Origin of the sequence: Micromonospora sp. NPDC049047, from assembly GCF_040649135.1 — a bacterium.
Classification (GTDB): Bacteria; Actinomycetota; Actinomycetes; order Mycobacteriales; family Micromonosporaceae; genus Micromonospora.
Genome location: NZ_JBEZEY010000008.1, coordinates 55,821 through 73,324, shown reverse-complemented (window position 1 = coordinate 73,324; position 17,504 = coordinate 55,821). Strand labels below are relative to the sequence as shown.

The window sequence follows — 17,504 nt, the reverse complement described above, 5'->3', positions numbered from 1 at the left end:
CTGAGGCGCGTATTGGCATCGAGGTCTGTTTATTGATGCGTAGTGGTTGGCGGTCCTTGTGCCTGGGGTGGCCGGGGCGGGGTTGGTCCCCGCCCCGTCGTCTGCCGTCAGAAGGAGATGGTGAAGGTGGTATCGGACCGTTGGACGTCGCCGGGCTCGGCGGGTCGCATTCCTGCTGGCTGGGCGGTGACGGTGGGTTGGTTGGGGCGGCCTGCTTCGTCCCATTGATCGAGCAGATTGGTGAGTTCGGCGGCGAGCTTGTCAGCGTCTGGTCCGTGCGCGACGGCGCCGATTTCGTGGTGGCCTTCGCTGGTTGGTTGGAAGGCGAGGTAGGCGATGGTGCCCCCCTGGTAGATGGCAACTCCGGCCCACCTGTAGGCAGGGGTGACCAGTCCGCTGGTGCGGGCGGTGTCGCCGACGCCGAGGCGGCCGAACGGTGTGCTGCTGTGCACGAGTAGCCATAGGTCGAGATGGCCGACGGGGTCCGCATCGGCGACTTCGATGCCGGTCCAGCGTTCGCGCCGGGGGTGGCTCAGGGCGCGGCTGAGCGCCTGTCGGTCGGGGTGGTCGGCGGCGTCGAGTTTGAGGGCGACGTCGGTGTCGAGGCGTACGTGGTGGTCGGTGTGTTCTGCGGTGCCGCGCATGGGGACGAATCCGCAGACCAGCGGTGTCGTGGTGCTGAGAAGTTGGTGGGTGTCGGTGCGGTCGAAGGCGAAGCATCGGGTCAGGCCGCTCTCGTGTACGCGCAGGGGTACGACGATGCGGCCGTGGTTGGCGAGTTGGTCCCACCAGGCGGTAGGGATGTCCCACGCTCCGGCGGTGACGATGATCCGGTCGTAGGGCGCGGTGGCGGGGTGGCCGAGGGCTCCGTCGCCGTGGATCACGTCGACGGTGTCGTAGCCGGCGCGGGCGAGGCTGGCGCGGGCGCCGTCGGCGAGGTCTTGGTCGAGTTCGATGGTGACGACCTTGCCGCTGGGGGTGGTCAGCTCGGCCAGCAGGGCTGCGTTGATGCCGGTAGCAGCGCCGATCTCCAGGACGCGATGTCCGGGGTGCGGATCGAGCTGTTCGAGCATGTCCGCGACGAGGCTGGGGCTCGACGCCGAGGACAGCGCGGCACCGCTGGAATCGCGCTTCGTGACGATCTGGCGGCGGGTATAGACGGTCTCCACATCGACACCGGGGAGGAACTGCTCGCGGGGCACTCTGCGGAACGCCTGCTCGACGGAAGCCGAGCGGACGTGGCCGCGCTGTTTCAAAGCGCTGACGAGCTGTTCGCGAAGCACGGCTGCGCTGGAAGCGTCAGACGAGTAGACCATGTGTGTGCTTCTCTCTGTTGTTTGGCCGAGTTGATGCTTGTCGTAGGCGTCGGTGGACGAGTGGTGGAAGGTGACGTGCGTGGCTGCCGTCGCGAGGAGCCAGGCGTCGGCGGCCGAGATGCCGAGCCGATTGAAGAGGAACAGCAGGTGGTGGGTTAGCACCCCGCGCAGGTCGCGGGTCAGTGCGCCGTGCCGGTCGAGGAAGCCGAGGTCTGCCCCCGCCCGCTCGTGGGCTTGCGGCCATTGGGGGGTGGCTGCCAGCGGGCTACCCGGCGCGTCGTCGACGGCGATGAGCAGCCGCTGCACGGCGGCGATCAGCTGAGGGCTTGGTCCTGGCGCGTTGGACTGGTGGCGGCGGATCGCGAGGAGTCGCCAGACATCGCCTTGCTCGGCGAACTCCAGTCCGGCAGCACGCATGAGGCGGGTGGCAAGCACGACACCGAGTTCGCGTCGATGGGCGCCGCCAGCAGCGAGATGGTCGAGGATGTGGCGGCTGTCGGCGTGGAAGAGAGTATGCGCGACCGTCATCGCTTGGTCGCCGCCGAACGCGTATGCCTCGGGCCGGTAGATGGGCTCGGTGACGCCGCGGATGCGGTCGTCGTTGGTGAGGTCAGCGAGGAGGGCATAGACCCTGGCTTGCCGGTCGCCGGGCAAGAGCCGCAACCGCCATGTCTGCATCTTGCGGATGAACCAGAAGGCGGTGATCACACCGCTGTCCTCGGCGCTGGTTAGCGCGGAGGCGAGTCGGGTTGCGGCGTACTTTTCGGCGGTTTGCCAGTCGGCAAAGGTCAGATTGACCTGACGCCACCGGCTCACCGAATCCACCTGGACGGGTGGGGCGATGTCGGAGCCGAGGTCGACGTCCATGGGTGGTCTCCTCGTCTAGTGGATTAGCAGGCTGGTTGCCCAGCGGATGTCGGTGCCGGCGGCCATGGTGTGCAGGGTGAGAGCGACTCCGGCGTGGCCGGCGATCAGGCCGGATCGCGCCGGGGTGGCGTCGGTGGCGTGCTGGATCAACAGGCGCATCACGTGGGTCATATGGGTGTGCAGACTGGTGGTCTGGGCGTCAACGGCGGCGTACCAAGCCGTCGCGGCGAGTCCTGCCCAGCCGTGGCACAGCGATGGATCGACGAGTCGGTTGAGCTGAACGGGGTCGGCCAGGCAGCGGGCCAGGGCGTCCTCCGCTGTCTGCTGCCTGGCGGAATCGGGAAGGGCAATCCCGGCGAGCTGTTGCGCACGGGCTATGCCGGGGGTGCCGTAGCACCAGGACGGCCGAGCCGGTCCGCGTGCTGCGGGCTTGCCGGCGTGCAGCTCGGCTGCCGTGATCCTCTCGGGCCACCATGGTCCGGCTGGGCTGGTCTGCCGCCAGTCGTCCAGCCAGGTGTTGATCCGGCCGATTGCTTCGGCCTGTCCCGGCACCATGATGTTGTGGCGCATGGCGAGCGCCAGGAGCGCCAAGGGGCCGGTGATGCCGTGCGCCATGCCGAAGTTGGCGTGCCCACCTGATGCAGGGCTGTCGGGGTCGGGCGGGTCGCTGCTCCACCAGCCTGGTGCGAGCCGTCCGGCCTCGTCGTCGGCGTCGATCGGGTCGGTGAGCCGCACCAGGTATGTCAGCACCTGCCGGAGCAGTTGTCCGTCTGGTTCGCGGCGTAGCAGGTGGGCGCCGAGGCCGGTCAGTCCGCGTACGAGGTCGAACTCCGACAGGGTGGGCCGGGTGCATGCCGCGATGCGCGCCTCCGCGGCGGCCAGACGCCGTCTGGTCAGGTCCGCGACCGAGTAGTCGAGCGCGTCGAGGGATGCCGGGTGGGCGTGCGGCGCGGCCGTGGTCAGCGCGTGGGTGACTGCCGGTGCACCGAACCACAGTCCTGCTCCGCTGCCGTTGTTCAGGGTGTCAGTGGTCGCGTGTCGCAGCCATTCGTAGGCCGGTTCCCATCCTCCGTGCCCAGTTTGGGCGCGCACGCCGTGCAGGATCGCTACCCCGGCGGCACCTCGCGATAGGGATTGGGCGTGCCAGCGGGTACTTCGTGGCCCGTAGTCGTCCGCCGTGAAGTCCGGAGGGGGTGGCTGGGTGAGAGTGTGGGTGATGCACGAGGCCATCGTTTCGGCTGCCCGTAGCAGTGGACTCGGGAGGGGCACGGCGGTCATTGAGACGCTCCTGCGGTGCGGACGCGGCGGCGTACGGTCGCCAGTGCGATGTGGCGAGCGAGCCGATATGTGACCTGCTCGGCTGGCTCGTCGGGACCGTGAGCGCGAACGAAGTGCAGGTGTAGCAGCGAGGTGAGCACGGCGGTAGGGGTCAGTGGGCCGCGAGAGGTGGACAGTGTGTCGGCGTAGCGGGCCGCGGCCCGGGATCGCTCCTGCCATGCCCGCTGGACCGGCTCCGGCAGGAGGGTCGGGTCGAGGGTGACTGCCTGGCGCAGCAGATGCCGGTCGATGGGCGTCGGGCCGGCCTGCTCCGGGTGGCCGACCAGCCACTCACATGCGTCGTTGCGACTGCCGAGCATCGCGGCTGCCAGATCGATCATGCTCGCGGCGGTAAGAACGTGCCGATTGACCTGACCCTCGGGGTGCGCGCTGAGCTGCGCCAAGGCCGCGGTGGAGTCGGCGGCGAACAACTCATGCGCAGCGACCAGCGGCTGGCCGTCTCCGTATCGGCCGGACTCGGGATGGTAGGTGTCCAGGCTCAGGTCTCCGGCGAGGCCCTGCCGTCGAAGGGCAGCGGCCCACCGGCCGATCCGTACGGCCGCGTGGCCGTAGTCGTCGGTGTGCAGCCGCAGTCGTAGGTGCGATGTGGGGCGTCGGAGGCGGACGAACCATCGCAGCGGCGGCTCGGGCCAGTCGGCGAGCAGCGGTGGAAGCCCTCGGAGTAAGACCAGCTCCATCATTGGCGGCTCGACGGCCAGCGACGCGGACACGATGTCGCCTGCTCCGGGCATGACCGGCGGGGCAGGAGCGGGCGGCGGCCCCGAGCCTCGTGCGGAGACGACGGCCGGCACCACGGCGGGCTCGGCCGTGGAGGCGACCGGTACGACGATCTCGTGGGCACGCCCGGACAGCCACCCGAAGTCCTTCGGACCCGCCGCCTCGACCACGGTGATCGGTTCGGTGTTGGCGTCCAGGTGGGCGCGCAACAGGGACCGGTCCATGGCCTGATCGAGGTTGAGCCGGAGCCTCTGGTCGCCGCTGCCGACCTGCACCCACCCGGGTAGCCGCAGCCTCGCACGCACTAATTCCCAGGCTGACAACCATTCGCTGTCGCTCGCGTCCGCAGCGGGCAGGCAGGCCGGGTCGACGCGCCACCGGGCGGCCGTGAGCAGGATCCGCCCGTATCGCAGCGCGGGCCGAAAGGGCAGGCAGGAAGCCGCGCCCCAGTCGAATGGTTTCAGCCGGGCGTCCATGGCTCGTGGCAACTCCACGAGAAACCGACCGAGCAGCGGCATCGTGTGCAGGGCGGCGGCATGCGCGACCGTCGGCTCGACAACCCTCCCCCGCGACATCGATACCAACATCAGCCGATCCCGACCGGCGACCACACCAAGATCACCGATGTTGATGACATCCTCGGTTGCCGGACGATGCTCAGCCAAGGAAATCAGCCACGGAAGGACCAGCGGGGCATTCAGTACGTTCTGCGCATGCAGGCGGTGTGGTGGGAAGCTCAATTGCGCTTGCATGGCCCCGTCCACCGCGACGGGTAGCCGCGCGAACTCCTTGCACATTCGCTCCCGCTCGGGAGCGGGCAGCACGTCGAGGAAGCGTCCGCTCGTCGCCATCGCCGAGCGACCCATGCCGGTCAGCGCGATCGTGAAGCGCCCTTTCGCCAGTGCGTCCAGCGATGCCGCGCGGATCTCTGCCGTGACGTCGACGTGTGGGCTGATGTGACCCTCTTCGGGCGCAGGGCTGGCCAGAACCTTCACGGCGGCGTCGTCGAGCTTCACCTCGTGGACACCGTTGATCACTGCCTGCTGGGCCAGTGCCAAGAGCCGTTCGTCACGGCTGGACAACGAGGCTGGGGGTGCTTCGGCCGCGCGGGTGAAGTGTTCCGGGTAGCCCAGCCCCGTCAGGGGATCGAGCACCTCAGCCAGCGGCACTATCGCCGTTATGCCGTAGCGGTCGACGAACCGGGCACGGTACGTGCGCCACTCCGGCCGACCGCCCGGATGTGACGTCAAGCGTTGTAGCACGCCTACAGCGCTCGCGATCTCGGCAGCGACCTGGATCGGCAGGATGACCTGATCCGCAAGCCGAAGATCCACCGCGACCGGCTGTGGATCCGCCGCCACCCGACTCATCCGGTCAGCCAGTTCACGAAGATGTGTCGTACCGGCTGCGATGCCACCCAGGTCAATGTGCAACGACCCGAGTGCAGCCGCGACGGGCTGCTGTTCGTTGAGGTGGTCATCCTGCACGGTGTCGAGCTGGTCCAGGATGTGTCGCAGCGGGTCGGCGCAGGTCGACGGCGGCCGGAGGTTGGAGATCAGCACGCCGTGGTCGACCAGATCGGCAACCAGCGCGTCCGCGGACTCACGCGGAGTTTGTGGGCACGCGGCGGTCACCTTGTTGACCAACTCCGTCCACGACACCGGCGCGGCGGCTAGCGACACGGCCAGCCGCACGGCTGTCGTGTTTCTCACCGAGGAGACGCCGTCTGCTGGTAGCGAGGCGTGTGGCCGGCGCCCTACCGCGAGCCGAAGTCCCTGTCCCACCGTGAGGTTGTTTGCCTGCACCCGCAGGTTGCGGCGCACATGCGGGTTGGCTTCGAGCCGCGCGATCAGAGACGCGAGCCAGCCCGCGTCCGGCCGTACCCGGATGGTCGAGTGCCCTGACGGTACGACCGAGGCAGCCCAGTCGAAGCGCAGTGCGGCGATCCCCGAGAACAACCCAAAGGGCGTTGCCCGCCGCTGAGCACGCACCAGGTACCGCGCCAGTGCCAGAGCCATCCGCCAGCCGCGGCCGGCATCGAGTGTCCCTCCGGCGCACACCGCCTTGATCCGGGATGCGAACTCAGGACTGGCGGTCCACACGGCTTCGGCCGCGCCGGGGAGCTTCCACGTTTCCCGCAGCCAACCGTCAATGCCTGCGGCATCGCCTCGATGCGGCCACGGCAGGCCGCCGCTTCGCCACGAGTGCACGGCGATGCGGATCGTGGCGGCATCAACATGCCGGTACAGACTGCTTCTCGCCACCACGATCCACTCCTCACACGGGAATTTGCTCGGTTGCAGGGGGTCGCCGGTTCCGGTGGCGTTCGGGTCGCTCACCGGAACCGGCAAGGACAAGCGACTAGCAGTCGCCGTTCTTCTGGGTGTCGCAGCCGTCGTCCGTGTCGGCCAACAGGGCGGCGACCGGACCGTCCGTGACGATCTGGACGTCCAGCTGGAACGGGTCGTCGTTGACGGCGAGCAGGTCGTTCATGGTTCCTCCTAGGGAGTTGGGATGACCGGTGGGCAGGTAGCCCCCGCAGCTACCGGCACGGACTTTTGCGGAGCGTCAGGCCGGGGGCGGCAGGGGAACGGGGGCACCCCTGCCGCCGGCCGGGACCGGCCACCGCGCCCATCTCGATGAGCGGCGGCCGGTTGGGTAGTCGTCGCACGGCGACTACCCAGGTCGGAAATGGCTGGTTGTAGGTGGCGGCCTGCCGGTGGCCCAAGTTCTTGACGTAGGAGATTGAGATGATTTCCGTCGTGTCTGCCACAGACTCAGCCGGACGGATCGCACCCTGCCCGCGCGCCGTGCGACACATGTCATGCGGTTGCCTTGCGGGCGTGGATAGCCCTGCCTTCGTAGGAGCCCAAGAGCACGTTTGGGTCGGCCATGAGCGTGACGAACCGGTCGAGGTCGGCATCGGTGACATCGGGTGTGGTCAGGACGGGACGGAGGTGGTCGACCACGTTGGCGAGTAGCTGGCATCCGGGACCGCCTCCGGTCCAGGTCTCGGTGGACGCGTGGGTACAGACCTGCGGCATGCCCTTGACGATGAGCAGGGCGGGGGTGTCGGCCGTCCAGGTGCCGGCACCGTCGAGTCCGGCGATGGTGCGGTAGACGCGTCGCATGACGGTGTGGATCAGCCGGGTGTCGTCGTCGGTTGCCCAGAAGACTCGTGGCGGGGTGTCGGTGACGTCGGCCAGGACGAGCCAGCCACCGGGACGCAGCCGGGCGATCATCAGTTCCAGCGCCTCGGCGGGGTGTGGCAGTGCGCCGTGCAGCCATCGGGCGACGACGACATCGAAGCTGTCGGGCTCGCCGGGAAGGTCGTCACCGTTCAGGTCGCGCTGGTAGACGTCGATGATGCTCGTTGGGTTGAGGTGGGTGGTGTCCTTGTCGACCGCGGTGACCCTGCCGTGGGGGCCGACGAGGCGGGCCAGGTAGGCGGTGACCTCGCCGCCACCGGCGCCGATTTCCAGGACGCGCTGGCCGGGTTGAATGTCGAGCCGGTCCAGCTGCTGCCGGATGATCGGGTTGAGCAGTTCACGCAGCCGGGCAGGGCGCAGTTGGCCGCTGTGAGTAGTCGTCATCGCGGTGATACCTCTTCTGGTTCGAGTTCGGGCGTGCAGGGGTGCTCGGCGGGGACAAGCCACACACCGGACCGGCGGGGCATCTCCCGTTGGACCGTTAAGGCCACGGGTGGCGTGTTGGTGGCGGGTGGCTCCCAATAGCGGTGGGACGTGTGGGTGTGGGTGAGCAGGAGCAGGTAGACGCGTGTGCGCCAGCCGGTCGGCGTGAGGATGGCGCGTTCGTAGGCCAGGACAGCTCCACTGCTGGGACGCAGGATCAGCAGGTGCCGCTCACGGCCGTTGTCGCTGGTGGCGGCTACGGCGATGCCGGTGCGGCCGGCGTGGTCGGGCGTGTTGGGGTGTGCGGTCAGCCCGGTGGTGTCTGCGAGGGCTTGCGCGGCGAGGGCGCGTTGCGGCGGGCCGGGGCTGTGCCAGGTGGCGAGCGCGGCGAGACCGGCCACGAGCTGTGTGGTCCTGTTGAGCTGCCCGTTTTGCAGCCTTGACTTGGCGCGGAGCCAATCGGTGCTGCGGTAGGCGTGGAACAGGTTTCTGTCGTGTAGCCACCCTGGTGGCCAGAAGTCCTCGATGACACCGAACCCATCACTCGGGTGCTGGGTCATCAACTCCGCACCGGAGTCGTCGTCGGCGTACCAGCGCACGATGTCCCGCGTGCTCTGCTCGCCTTCGTTGTCGTACCAGGCGCGGTGGTGGACCAGATTGAATCGGCCGACCGCCGAGTCGCAGGGGTCCGCTGCTGTGTGGTGCGCTAGGTGGAGCAGGATCGAGCGGGCCGGTTGGCCGGGCCGCAGCTTTGTCGACATCGGGGTGTGCGCGGTGCCGGCGAGGTCATCGTTCGGCGACGGCACGTCGCAACCGTCCGATGCGGCGAGCAGAAGCGGCGATTCTTGACTGGGCGGCGGTGGGACCTGTCCGGCGATGAGGGCAGTGACGAGGACGGCCACCCCGATTGTCGCGTGATGTGCCCGCCGGCCAGAGGCGGCGACGGAGGATAGAGACGGAGTGCGGGTGTCCACACCGCCCGAAAGGACAGTCCGCGGTGGGGCCATGTCATCGCCGGGACAGCTCTGAGGGCTGGTGAGGATGGGGCTCATGACGTCCTGCTCGGGGTGGATAGACCGTCCGCCCGGGGTCTCGGGATCAACCGTGGCGGCGCGGTAGCGGTGAGGTCGGCGACGAAGGCGTCGACCTGGCCGTGGGTGACGCCGGGCATGCAGATGAGGTGGCTGGTGGCTCCGTCGGTGGCAAGTAGCCACTTCTTGCGCACCTGCTCGGGTGGGGTGGGCAGGACGACGGTGAAGGCGTGTGGATGTCGCCAGGCGGCCCAACCGACGGCGTTCAGTTGATCCACGGTGTAGGCGGCGAGGCGGCGGGCTTGGGTGGCTCGCCAGCGGTGCCCTTCGTGGCCGTGGGTGGCGATGGCGTGCCAGAGCAGGGCGGCGGCCAGACCGCAGCGAGAGCCGGTGATGGTGGTGTCGAGGGCGGCGGTGTAGGTGACGCGGCTAGCCGCGTGGCGGGCGCTGTCGCGGATGAGGACAACTCCGCAGGGCGTTGGCACGCCCAGGAATTTGTGGCCGCTGATGGTGATGCTGCTGATGCCGCTGTCGTCATCGAGGCGTAGCCGGCCGTCGAGTGCGAGGGGGATGCCGGACAGCGCCGCGTCGACGTGCAGGTGTCCGGTGACCTGGTGCTCATTGAGGACGGCGCGGATGGCGGTGGTGTCGTCCACGGCTTCGGTCAGAGTCGTGCCAGCGGTGGCCACCACAATCGCGGGCCAGCGTCGATGGCGGCCGACTTGCGCGCCGAGGTGCGCGTAGTCCATCTCCCCGCCCGCGTCGGCGTTGACCACGACGCCGCGCGCCCCGAGTATCCGGACGATCTTGGGTACGGAGTAGTGGGCGGCGGTCGAGTAGTAGATGCGGGCGGTGGGGTGGCGGTGGTGGGCGGTGTGCAGGGCGGAAAGGTTGCCTTCGGTGCCGCCGGCTGTGACGTAGCCCCACCGGTCGTCTCGGGGCATGGCGAGGGTGTCGGCGACCCAGGCGATGACGGCCCGTTCCAGCACGCGGGTGTGGGCGACTCCGCCGAGGTCTGCCGGGTCGCCGATGTTGTTCCACAGCCGGTTCCCGAGGCGGGTCAAGACCTCGCCATAGTCGAGGTCTACGGCGCCGGGAAACCCGATGCTCGTCGCAGCGGCGGCGTCGGCCTCCTGGATCAGGTGGTCGAGGACGACCGTGACGTCGATTGGCGCGTGGCTGAGGTCCGCGGCGTCGGCGAGGCTGAGGCTCTGGTGACCGGTCATGCCCGCCGCCCCGCGAGCAGGTGCGTAGTGAGGGTGTGATGCAGCCCGCTGAGCTGCCGCCAGATATCGCGGGTCTCGTCGTCGCCCTGCTCGGTGAGATGTTCGTACGGGTTGTAGTAGGTGATCCGGTCCGGGTTGAGGGTTTTGTTGCAGCGCACGCCGTCGTCGCCGACGCGGGCCTGCGGGTCGCGGTCGATATGTAGGGCGGTGCCGTCGGTTAACAGGATGTAGCACTGACCTTTGAGGTTGAACGCCGACATGTATCGGCCAGCGGCGGCGGCGTCGCGTAGTGTCCGGGCGACTTGGTACCAGCGGCCCTGGTCGGAGTCGAGGGTGCTGACGCCCACGCCGACGTACCACGCACCTGGAGGCAGGGTCATGTCCCCGCCGTTGACCATGGAACCCTCTGGACCGAGGGGACTCCACCCGCGTCCGATGGAGGCGATGTTGTCTCCGGCGACCTCAGCCATCTCCGCGAGTAGCTGCGGCAAAACATCCGAGTCCGGCGACTGCGGCCACGTGCGGTGGGCGGTGTGCAACCGGTAGCCGTGCGGCTCATTGGGCGCGTCAGAGACGAAGAACAACATCAGCGCGTGAGGACCGACAGCGCCGCGCCCCCCAAACGCCTGGTCGGCTTCAATAAGGTGACCGGTGTTCAGCCGCTTGGACCGGTACACGACCTGTAGCCGCAGGTCAGCCCAACGCAGGTCAGCCGGCATCTCGCCGTCGGCAGAGCGCTGGTCATAGCCGGACGGGCCCGGGGGCGGGATCGGGGGCACGGCGGCGTCGGGTGGCCGCTGGTACCCGGTGGGAACAGGTGCCGCGCCGTAGCCGAGCGGCAGCGCGGCGGGCGCAGACTCAGGGTGACTGGCAGGTGGTGCGGCGGGCGGGTAGCCCGCTCGCCAGCGCGGGTTGAGGGGATCGACGTCGTAGTGCCCACCAGGTGACGTAGCCGCGTGAGTCCTCATCAACACCCTCCTCAGATCGAGAGGTTCATGGCGTCGGGAACGGCATGTCGCTTTGGTGTGCCACGGCCGATACCGGCGTAGACCTCCGGGCGGGCCTGCCGCAGATGACCGGCCCACACTCCGCCACCGACAGCGGTGGCAAGGAGGATCAGGGGCAGCAAGAACGGATACAGCGACCCGGGCGCGGCACCGAGCAGAGACCCGGCGTTGCCGACCATCAGCGCGAGCACCACCGATCCACCGAGCACACCCAGGGCGGGCGCAAGCCGCCACTCCCACGCACCGGCCTGCGGGCCGCGCACCCTGGCCGGTGCCGTCATCGCGGCCACCGACGCGGCCAGCAGCAGACACAGCAGACCCATCGCCCCCAACGCCGACAACCAGGTGAACATCACCGCCACCGGGTCAGCGCCGCTGACCGCGAACACCCCCACCACCACCACCGCGACGGCCGTCTGCACCAACGACCCACCACGCGGCGCACTGACCCGGGTCGCGCTACTGCTCCGGGCAAGACCCGCCGGCAGCACCTTCTCCCGAGCCATCGCGAACACGTACCGGGCGAGCACCGCATGGAACGCCAGCATCGACGTGACGATCGCGAAGATCAGCACCACGTTCGCGAGGGCCGTCCACCAGCTACCCAGGCGCGCCAGGACCGAGAACGGCAATCCGGCCGCCGGATCAGCGGCCACCTCCCCAACGACGTCAGGGCCGACCGCCACCCCCATCGCGAACGCGGCAACGGCATACACACCGCCGAGAACAAGTACCCCGCCGACAGTGGCCCGGCCAACCGACCTGCGGTCAACGGCCTCCTCGACGAGCGACCCCGGCGCGTCGAAGCCCATCACCGCTGCTACGCCGAAGGCGACCGCACCGCCGATGCCGCTGACCGCCAGACCTGAGACGTGGAAGCCGTCCCAGGACACCTCCCCGCCGGCCGGCTGTCCCACCCCGGCGAGGACGAACGCCGCGACGATCAGCAACGACACGGCCAGCACGACGGCCAAGACCCGGGTCGACAACATGATCGCCCGCACACCGAGCACTCCGACGACGGCCAGGGCGAGGCCCGCCCACACCCACCACGCGCCGCCCAGGTGCGCAGCCATCGTCGCCCCGAACGGCCCATACAGGCTGATCTGGATGGCGTTGTAGGCCACCAGCGCGACCATGCCGGCTGCGACACCCCAACTCCGGCCCAGCCCGTGCGCGAGGATCGCGTAGTAGGCCGCCGGGTGCCCGAGCTGGCGGGCCATCGCCGCGTACCCCACCGCCAGCAGCGCGACCGTGCCCGCCACGATCACGAAGGTCAGCGGCAGCGCCGTCACCTGCGTCGTCTTGTACGTCTCGACGATGCCTCCGGTAAGCACCACCATGGGCGCCGACGCCGCCGCCCCAAACACCCACAACCCGAACGGCGTCAGCGTCCGCCGCGCGAGCCCCACCTGCACCTGCGCCGACTTCACCGCTGCCCCCGCTGCGGGGAGTCCGGGCACCCCGACCTGCGGCAGCCATCTACTGGATGCCCGTCCACCTCGGCGGCGTTGGTGGGCACGAGGTAGACCGCCGTCGGCCGTACCGGGCCGCCGCGCCAGAAGCTTCGGTCGCGGTGCAGCCGGCGGATCGCGGTGTCGGTATCGGGCGTGAATCCAAACAGGTCGTGCGCCCCGTCTGGCCACTCGCGCCGGATCGCATACCCCCACGCGTACTCCGTTGACGTCACGTCGGCTGCGAGCGTGAGGTCGGTGCCGGTGCCGGCAATCGCGTTCGGCGCATCCAACCTCAACCAGCGCCCCAAGACGGGACTCAGTGGTCGCAATGCGGTGGTGGGCTGATCGGCTCGGGTCAGCATGAGGGGTGCCTTCCTTCGGCATGAGGGTGTGAGGACGTGGCCCGCTAGCCGAGATGTCGCCGCCAGCAGGTAATGAATCGGGCGCCTTACTGGGTGGTCAGGGAGAACGCGCCGGTGTCGCCGGGAGAACGCGGCCAAGAAAAGGAGTCACGGTGCGGTCCAGGCGGACTCGTCGCGGCAGCTCACCTCCAGCCGATCCGTGGGGCTGCTCGTCGCGAGGTTGGGGGCGCCACATCCGCCACAGAGCGGGACCTCCGGGCGCGAGCAGCACCGGCGAACGCGGCTGATAGCCGACTTCCGCGAGCAGTCCGTCTCCGGGCAGGTCGCTGCTGTGTTCCGCACACGACGGCAGCCCCGCACGGTCCAGGGTCTGGTGATGGGCAGCCAGCAACGCCCGCGCGGCATCCCCGTGCCCGCGACGGACCGCGACGTGGGCCAGCTGGTGATGCGGACGGTGAGGGCGCAGCCCATCGACACAGGCATGCAGCAAGGCGAACCGAGCCGCATGCGGGCCGAGGAGCCTGTGAAGGTCGTACACCCATGCGGCAGCCGGCGGGGATGGCTCCAACCGCGGGTACCACACCGCCACCGCCGCGCGATCGTCGGTCGTATCGACTCGACCGCGCTCCAGCCCTTGCAACAGCACAAGCCGCGCCCAACGACGCAGAACCACTGCGCGCATGGCCACATCGGGAACCAGCCAAACACCCATGGGCTGCGTCATCAGCGCGTCAGCCATAACCGACGACAAATCCTCAACGTCTTCGCCGGTCGCGCGACGGACCGCCGCCCCCCTCAAGCTCACGGCGCATCCCCCCGGGATTTGCCGAGCCCACTACCGCCCCCGGCCGCCTCCAGCACGGCTACCAGGTGGGCAGCGTGTGCTGAGCGTTGCCGAGACGCCCACAGCGCCGAATCGAGCGCGCGATGGAAAGTCGCGGCGAGATGCAGGCTGTCAGCAGCGACCCCCGCGAGAGGCAGCCGCTTCCGCGCGGCCTCGATCAACCGCGGTGAGCCGCAGACATAGACCGCCTGCCCCGGCCGATAGTGATACAGAGCCATGCTGAGCAGGTCGCCCTGCGCTGCCTGCTCCACTTCACGGTCGTTCGAGAGAGCCGGCACCACCGTGAGCCACTCGCCATACGCCTGCTGAAGCTTGTCCACCGCGACCGCGTCGTAAAGATCCAGAAACGTCCGCACACCCACCACCAACGTCACCCGTCGCCCCTTCGGCGACACGGCAACTTGCTCGACCAGCGCCCGCAGCGGCGCAAGACCAGTACCCCCGGCAGCCAACAGCAGATCGCTGTCACCAGCGGCCTCCAGCGACAACCCGACATCGAAGGCCGGCCCCAGCCACAACATCTCCCCCGGGGCCACCTGCTCGACCAGAACAGGCGAGACCACACCCTCCGGTACCGCACGAACGTGGAACTCCACCCGCCCATCCGGGCGAGGAACGCTCGCCGGCGAATACCACCGCCACAGCCCCGGCAGCCGAGGCGTGCACACCGGCATCGCCTGACCAGGCAGATGCCGCAGCCTCCGCATCGGTCGGACAGTCAACACCGCGACACCCTCGGAGACTCGCTCACACACCTCCACCTCGCCGAACGTCACGTGCGGGCCATCGCCCAACGCCCCCGCCGCCCGCTCCGCGAGCCGCAGCGCCCGACGACAACCAAGCTCCCACTGACCTGCCAGCTCGAGCTCCCAGCCCTCGCCCGCGAACTGGCGCACCGTATCGACCAACGCAGCCGCGATGGCCGTCTCGTGATACGACTGAAGATCTAAACGCCGGTGCATCCGACCCAGCACCGCGAACGCCGCACGCCGACCAGCTGGATCACCCCGACCTGCGACCACCCGGCCAAGCGTTGAGAAGAACACCGGCGCAAACTGATGCGGAAGCAGCCGCACGCTACGGTCCTCCATGAACGACCAGAAGTGGTCGGCGGCTCGGCCGTGCGAGGCGAGGGCGACCGCCAGGAAGAGTCCCAGGTCAGCCATTGCGCCGGCTCGTCCTGGGCACGCGGACACCACGAGCGCTGAGCAGGGTCCGACTGGTCTTCGGGCCTCCCGCGCACGTCTCTACCCGCGCCTCGATCGCCCTGTGCCGCGTCACGTCGCTGCCCACGGGGTCGAACGACCGATCGTCGGCAGGAAGAAACCACTTTCTCCGGCACATCGATATGTCACCCTTCTCTCCGCCTCAACTTGGCACCTCCAGGCAGAGGCTCGCCAGCGCCTCTGGGCGGGACCATCCCTCCTCACCGCCGAGCCAGCGACCTAATTTCTGCGCAGTCCAATCACCGACAGCGACCGGTCGGCACCGAAATGGATTGCCCCGTTCAGGAAAGCCGAACGATCAGAGCAAATCGACGCTTAGCTTGTTGTCTCGCTGTTGTCTCATGCCGAATCCGAGCAGTTTCCGCAGTTGGGAGCACGTTTCTTTGACCCGATCGGACTAGAGTGGTGGCGACGATCGGGGAGGCAGGATGACGCGGACGCCATCGCCACGGAGTCAGCTCTTGGTGCATCCGTTGAGCTACGTTCGAGAACAGCGAAGCTGGACGCAGCAAGATCTCGTCGATGCCATCGCGCGCCGTCTAAACACTGCAGCCCGGCGCGAGAAGGCTTGGCGCTGGGAGCGATGGGGCGTGGTGCCGGATGAGGATTCGCAGGTCGCATTGGCCGACGAGCTCGGCGTTGATAGGCAAACAGTTAAGGCACTCGGGTGGCCCCACTGGCTCCCTACCGGTCCCGCAATCAGCGCGTCAGCGCCCTGGACCGTCAAGGGAGCAGTGGACTTGCTTGACGAGACTGCAGGACCAGCAGTGCTAGACCGCCGAGGGTTTCTGATCATGCAGGCCGGGTTAGCTGCCGCGATAGCCGAACGGTGGCTCGCAACCGAGCCTCCTAAGATCAACGCAGCGCTTGAGGGAGGCCGCGTCGACACAGATCTCCTAGATTGCTTTGAACAGCGGCTCCCGGCCCTGCGCCGCATGGACGCCAGCCTCGGCGGCGGGAGCGTGCGGTCGCTGGTTGACGCCGAGCTTCGGCTGGTGACGGATCTCCTGCGACATAGCAGTTACTCAGAGGGTGCCGGCAATCGCCTGCTGGTTGTCGCCGCCGAGTTGGGACGAATCGCTGGCTGGGCCAGTTTCGATGCAGGATTCCACGCGGCGGCCGAGCGTTACTGGTTCACCGCCCTCCACGCTGCCCACTCCGCAGCCGACCGCGCGGCAGGCGCGAACATCCTGAAGTGCATGAGCCTTCAACGGGTCGACACTGAACGCCCCGCCGAGGCCCTCCGTTTGGCCGACGCTGCGCGAGCTGGGGCGAAGGATGCGCCCGCCCGCGTGCGAGCCATGCTCACTACGCGTTTGGCTCGTACACATGCAGTGCTTGGTGAATCGGTAGCGTGCGAGCGAAGACTCGCAGAGGCCGACACAGAGATGTCACGCGCTGACGATGAAGCAAGCCCGGCCTGGGCCAGCTACTTTGATCATGCGGAGTACTCGGCCCAGGTGGCGGCCTGCTACCTGCTTCTACAGCGCCACCAAGCCAGCGACTACTGGCTTCAACAGACCCTCGCACTCCAACCGGCCGAGCGCAGCCGGGACCGCGCAACCTATCTGATCTGGCGTGCCGATTCCGTACTGAATCTCGGAGATGTCGAGCAGGCATGCAGCCTCGTTGCCCAGGCTGCTCCAGATGTCGTCGCCACGCGATCGGTACGCAACCACCGCCGATTGCTGGACATTCACGGTCGTCTCGTGGTGCATCGACACCCGGCCGCAGCAGCACTGGACGAGTGCGTGCGTAGTCTGCTGACATGAGTGAGGCCAATAGGGTCGCAGTTGTCACCGGCTCCAACCGCGGCCTCGGCAAGGCCATCGCCCGCGGCTTAGCCGAGACCGGCGCCCACGTGGTCGTCACGGCCCGTACCGAGGGAGCCGCACATCGGGCCGCCACCGAGCTACTCGTGGACGGACTCTCTGCATCCGGACAGCAACTAGACATCGCCGATCCGGCCAGCGTCGCTCGCGCCATGGCGGACGTGGGCTACCAGCACGGCCGGCTAGACATCCTCGTCAACAATGCCGGCATCGCCATCGACCGGGGCCAGGCAGCGGCCAGCGCCGACATCGAGAAGGTGCGAGCCACCCTGGACACCAACATCATGGGGACCTGGCGCTGCTGCACCGCAGCCATCCCCGAGATGAGGAAGAGCGGGTACGGCAGGATCGTCAACGTCACCAGCCACATGGGGACCTTTGGCGAGATGGGAACCGGAAGCGTTTCCTACCGAGTGTCGAAGGCTGGGGTGAACGCCCTAACGTGCATCCTCGCAGCTGAGCTCAAGGACGACGGCATCTTGGTAAACGCGGCGTCCCCGGGAAAGGTCGACACCCGGTTGGCCTATGGAAAGGCGAACTCCACGCCCGACGAAGCGGCGGACACCTTCGTATGGCTTGCCACGCTGCCGCCAGACGGCCCGACCGGGGGACTCTTCTACCAGCGACGCCCACTCAGCTGGTAGCGGTA

At 68.5% G+C, this 17,504-nt stretch carries 14 protein-coding genes; 2 read left to right on the top strand and 12 right to left on the bottom strand.

The genetic code is table 11. The features are described 5' to 3' along the window. Window positions 1–107 precede the first annotated feature (107 nt). The 12 genes from fxlM to AB0B86_RS14980 form a co-directional block, all read right to left on the bottom strand. Window positions 108–2,183, bottom strand: coding sequence for a methyltransferase, FxLD system (gene fxlM / locus AB0B86_RS15035; RefSeq protein WP_357418237.1), 2,076 nt, complete (start codon window positions 2,181–2,183; stop codon window positions 108–110). A 15-nt stretch (window positions 2,184–2,198) separates the two neighbouring features. After that, window positions 2,199–3,413: a lanthionine synthetase C family protein gene (locus tag AB0B86_RS15030; RefSeq protein ID WP_357418400.1), complete on the bottom strand. Its 1,215-nt coding sequence runs from the start codon at window positions 3,411–3,413 to the stop codon at window positions 2,199–2,201. A 44-nt stretch (window positions 3,414–3,457) separates the two neighbouring features. After that, window positions 3,458–6,577: a lantibiotic dehydratase gene (locus tag AB0B86_RS15025; protein WP_357418235.1), complete on the bottom strand. Its 3,120-nt coding sequence runs from the start codon at window positions 6,575–6,577 to the stop codon at window positions 3,458–3,460. A gap of 22 nt (window positions 6,578–6,599) precedes the next feature. Continuing rightward, window positions 6,600–6,731, bottom strand: coding sequence for an FxLD family lanthipeptide (locus AB0B86_RS15020; RefSeq protein ID WP_357418234.1), 132 nt, complete (start codon window positions 6,729–6,731; stop codon window positions 6,600–6,602). Between the two features lie 329 nt (window positions 6,732–7,060). Continuing rightward, window positions 7,061–7,831, bottom strand: a complete 771-nt coding sequence (locus tag AB0B86_RS15015) for a methyltransferase domain-containing protein (RefSeq protein WP_357418232.1) — start codon at window positions 7,829–7,831, stop codon at window positions 7,061–7,063. Beyond that, window positions 7,828–8,676: a hypothetical protein gene (locus AB0B86_RS15010; RefSeq protein ID WP_357418230.1), complete on the bottom strand. Its 849-nt coding sequence runs from the start codon at window positions 8,674–8,676 to the stop codon at window positions 7,828–7,830. Before AB0B86_RS15010 ends, AB0B86_RS15015 begins: the two co-directional genes overlap by 4 nt. 242 nt (window positions 8,677–8,918) lie before the next feature. Beyond that, the gene (locus AB0B86_RS15005) at window positions 8,919–10,127 is read right to left on the bottom strand and encodes a histidine decarboxylase (RefSeq protein ID WP_357418228.1); all 1,209 of its coding nucleotides are present in this window, start codon (window positions 10,125–10,127) and stop codon (window positions 8,919–8,921) included. Further along, entirely contained in the window at window positions 10,124–11,095 is a 972-nt protein-coding gene (locus AB0B86_RS15000; protein ID WP_357418226.1) for a hypothetical protein, read from the bottom strand. Before AB0B86_RS15000 ends, AB0B86_RS15005 begins: the two co-directional genes overlap by 4 nt. Window positions 11,096–11,106: 11 nt before the next feature. Then, on the bottom strand, window positions 11,107–12,552 hold the full coding sequence (locus tag AB0B86_RS14995; RefSeq protein WP_357418398.1) for an APC family permease: 1,446 nt from the start codon (window positions 12,550–12,552) through the stop codon (window positions 11,107–11,109). 11 nt (window positions 12,553–12,563) lie between these two features. Then, complete coding sequence (locus tag AB0B86_RS14990; protein ID WP_357418224.1) at window positions 12,564–12,953, bottom strand: hypothetical protein; 390 nt, start codon at window positions 12,951–12,953, stop codon at window positions 12,564–12,566. A gap of 97 nt (window positions 12,954–13,050) precedes the next feature. Then, window positions 13,051–13,692, bottom strand: a complete 642-nt coding sequence (locus AB0B86_RS14985) for an N-acetyltransferase (protein WP_357418222.1) — start codon at window positions 13,690–13,692, stop codon at window positions 13,051–13,053. Between the two features lie 62 nt (window positions 13,693–13,754). Continuing rightward, window positions 13,755–14,963 carry an FAD-binding oxidoreductase gene (locus AB0B86_RS14980; protein ID WP_357418219.1) on the bottom strand — a complete coding sequence of 403 codons (1,209 nt, stop codon included), beginning with the start codon at window positions 14,961–14,963 and terminating at the stop codon, window positions 13,755–13,757. A gap of 995 nt (window positions 14,964–15,958) precedes the next feature. On the opposite strand from AB0B86_RS14980, the gene AB0B86_RS14975 reads away from it, so the two are divergent. Together AB0B86_RS14975 and AB0B86_RS14970 are read left to right on the top strand one after the other, a co-directional pair. Next, window positions 15,959–16,795 carry a transcriptional regulator gene (locus AB0B86_RS14975; RefSeq protein WP_357418216.1) on the top strand — a complete coding sequence of 279 codons (837 nt, stop codon included), beginning with the start codon at window positions 15,959–15,961 and terminating at the stop codon, window positions 16,793–16,795. Next, the gene (locus tag AB0B86_RS14970) at window positions 16,792–17,499 is read left to right on the top strand and encodes an SDR family oxidoreductase (protein ID WP_357418215.1); all 708 of its coding nucleotides are present in this window, start codon (window positions 16,792–16,794) and stop codon (window positions 17,497–17,499) included. Before AB0B86_RS14975 ends, AB0B86_RS14970 begins: the two co-directional genes overlap by 4 nt. Window positions 17,500–17,504 lie beyond the last annotated feature (5 nt).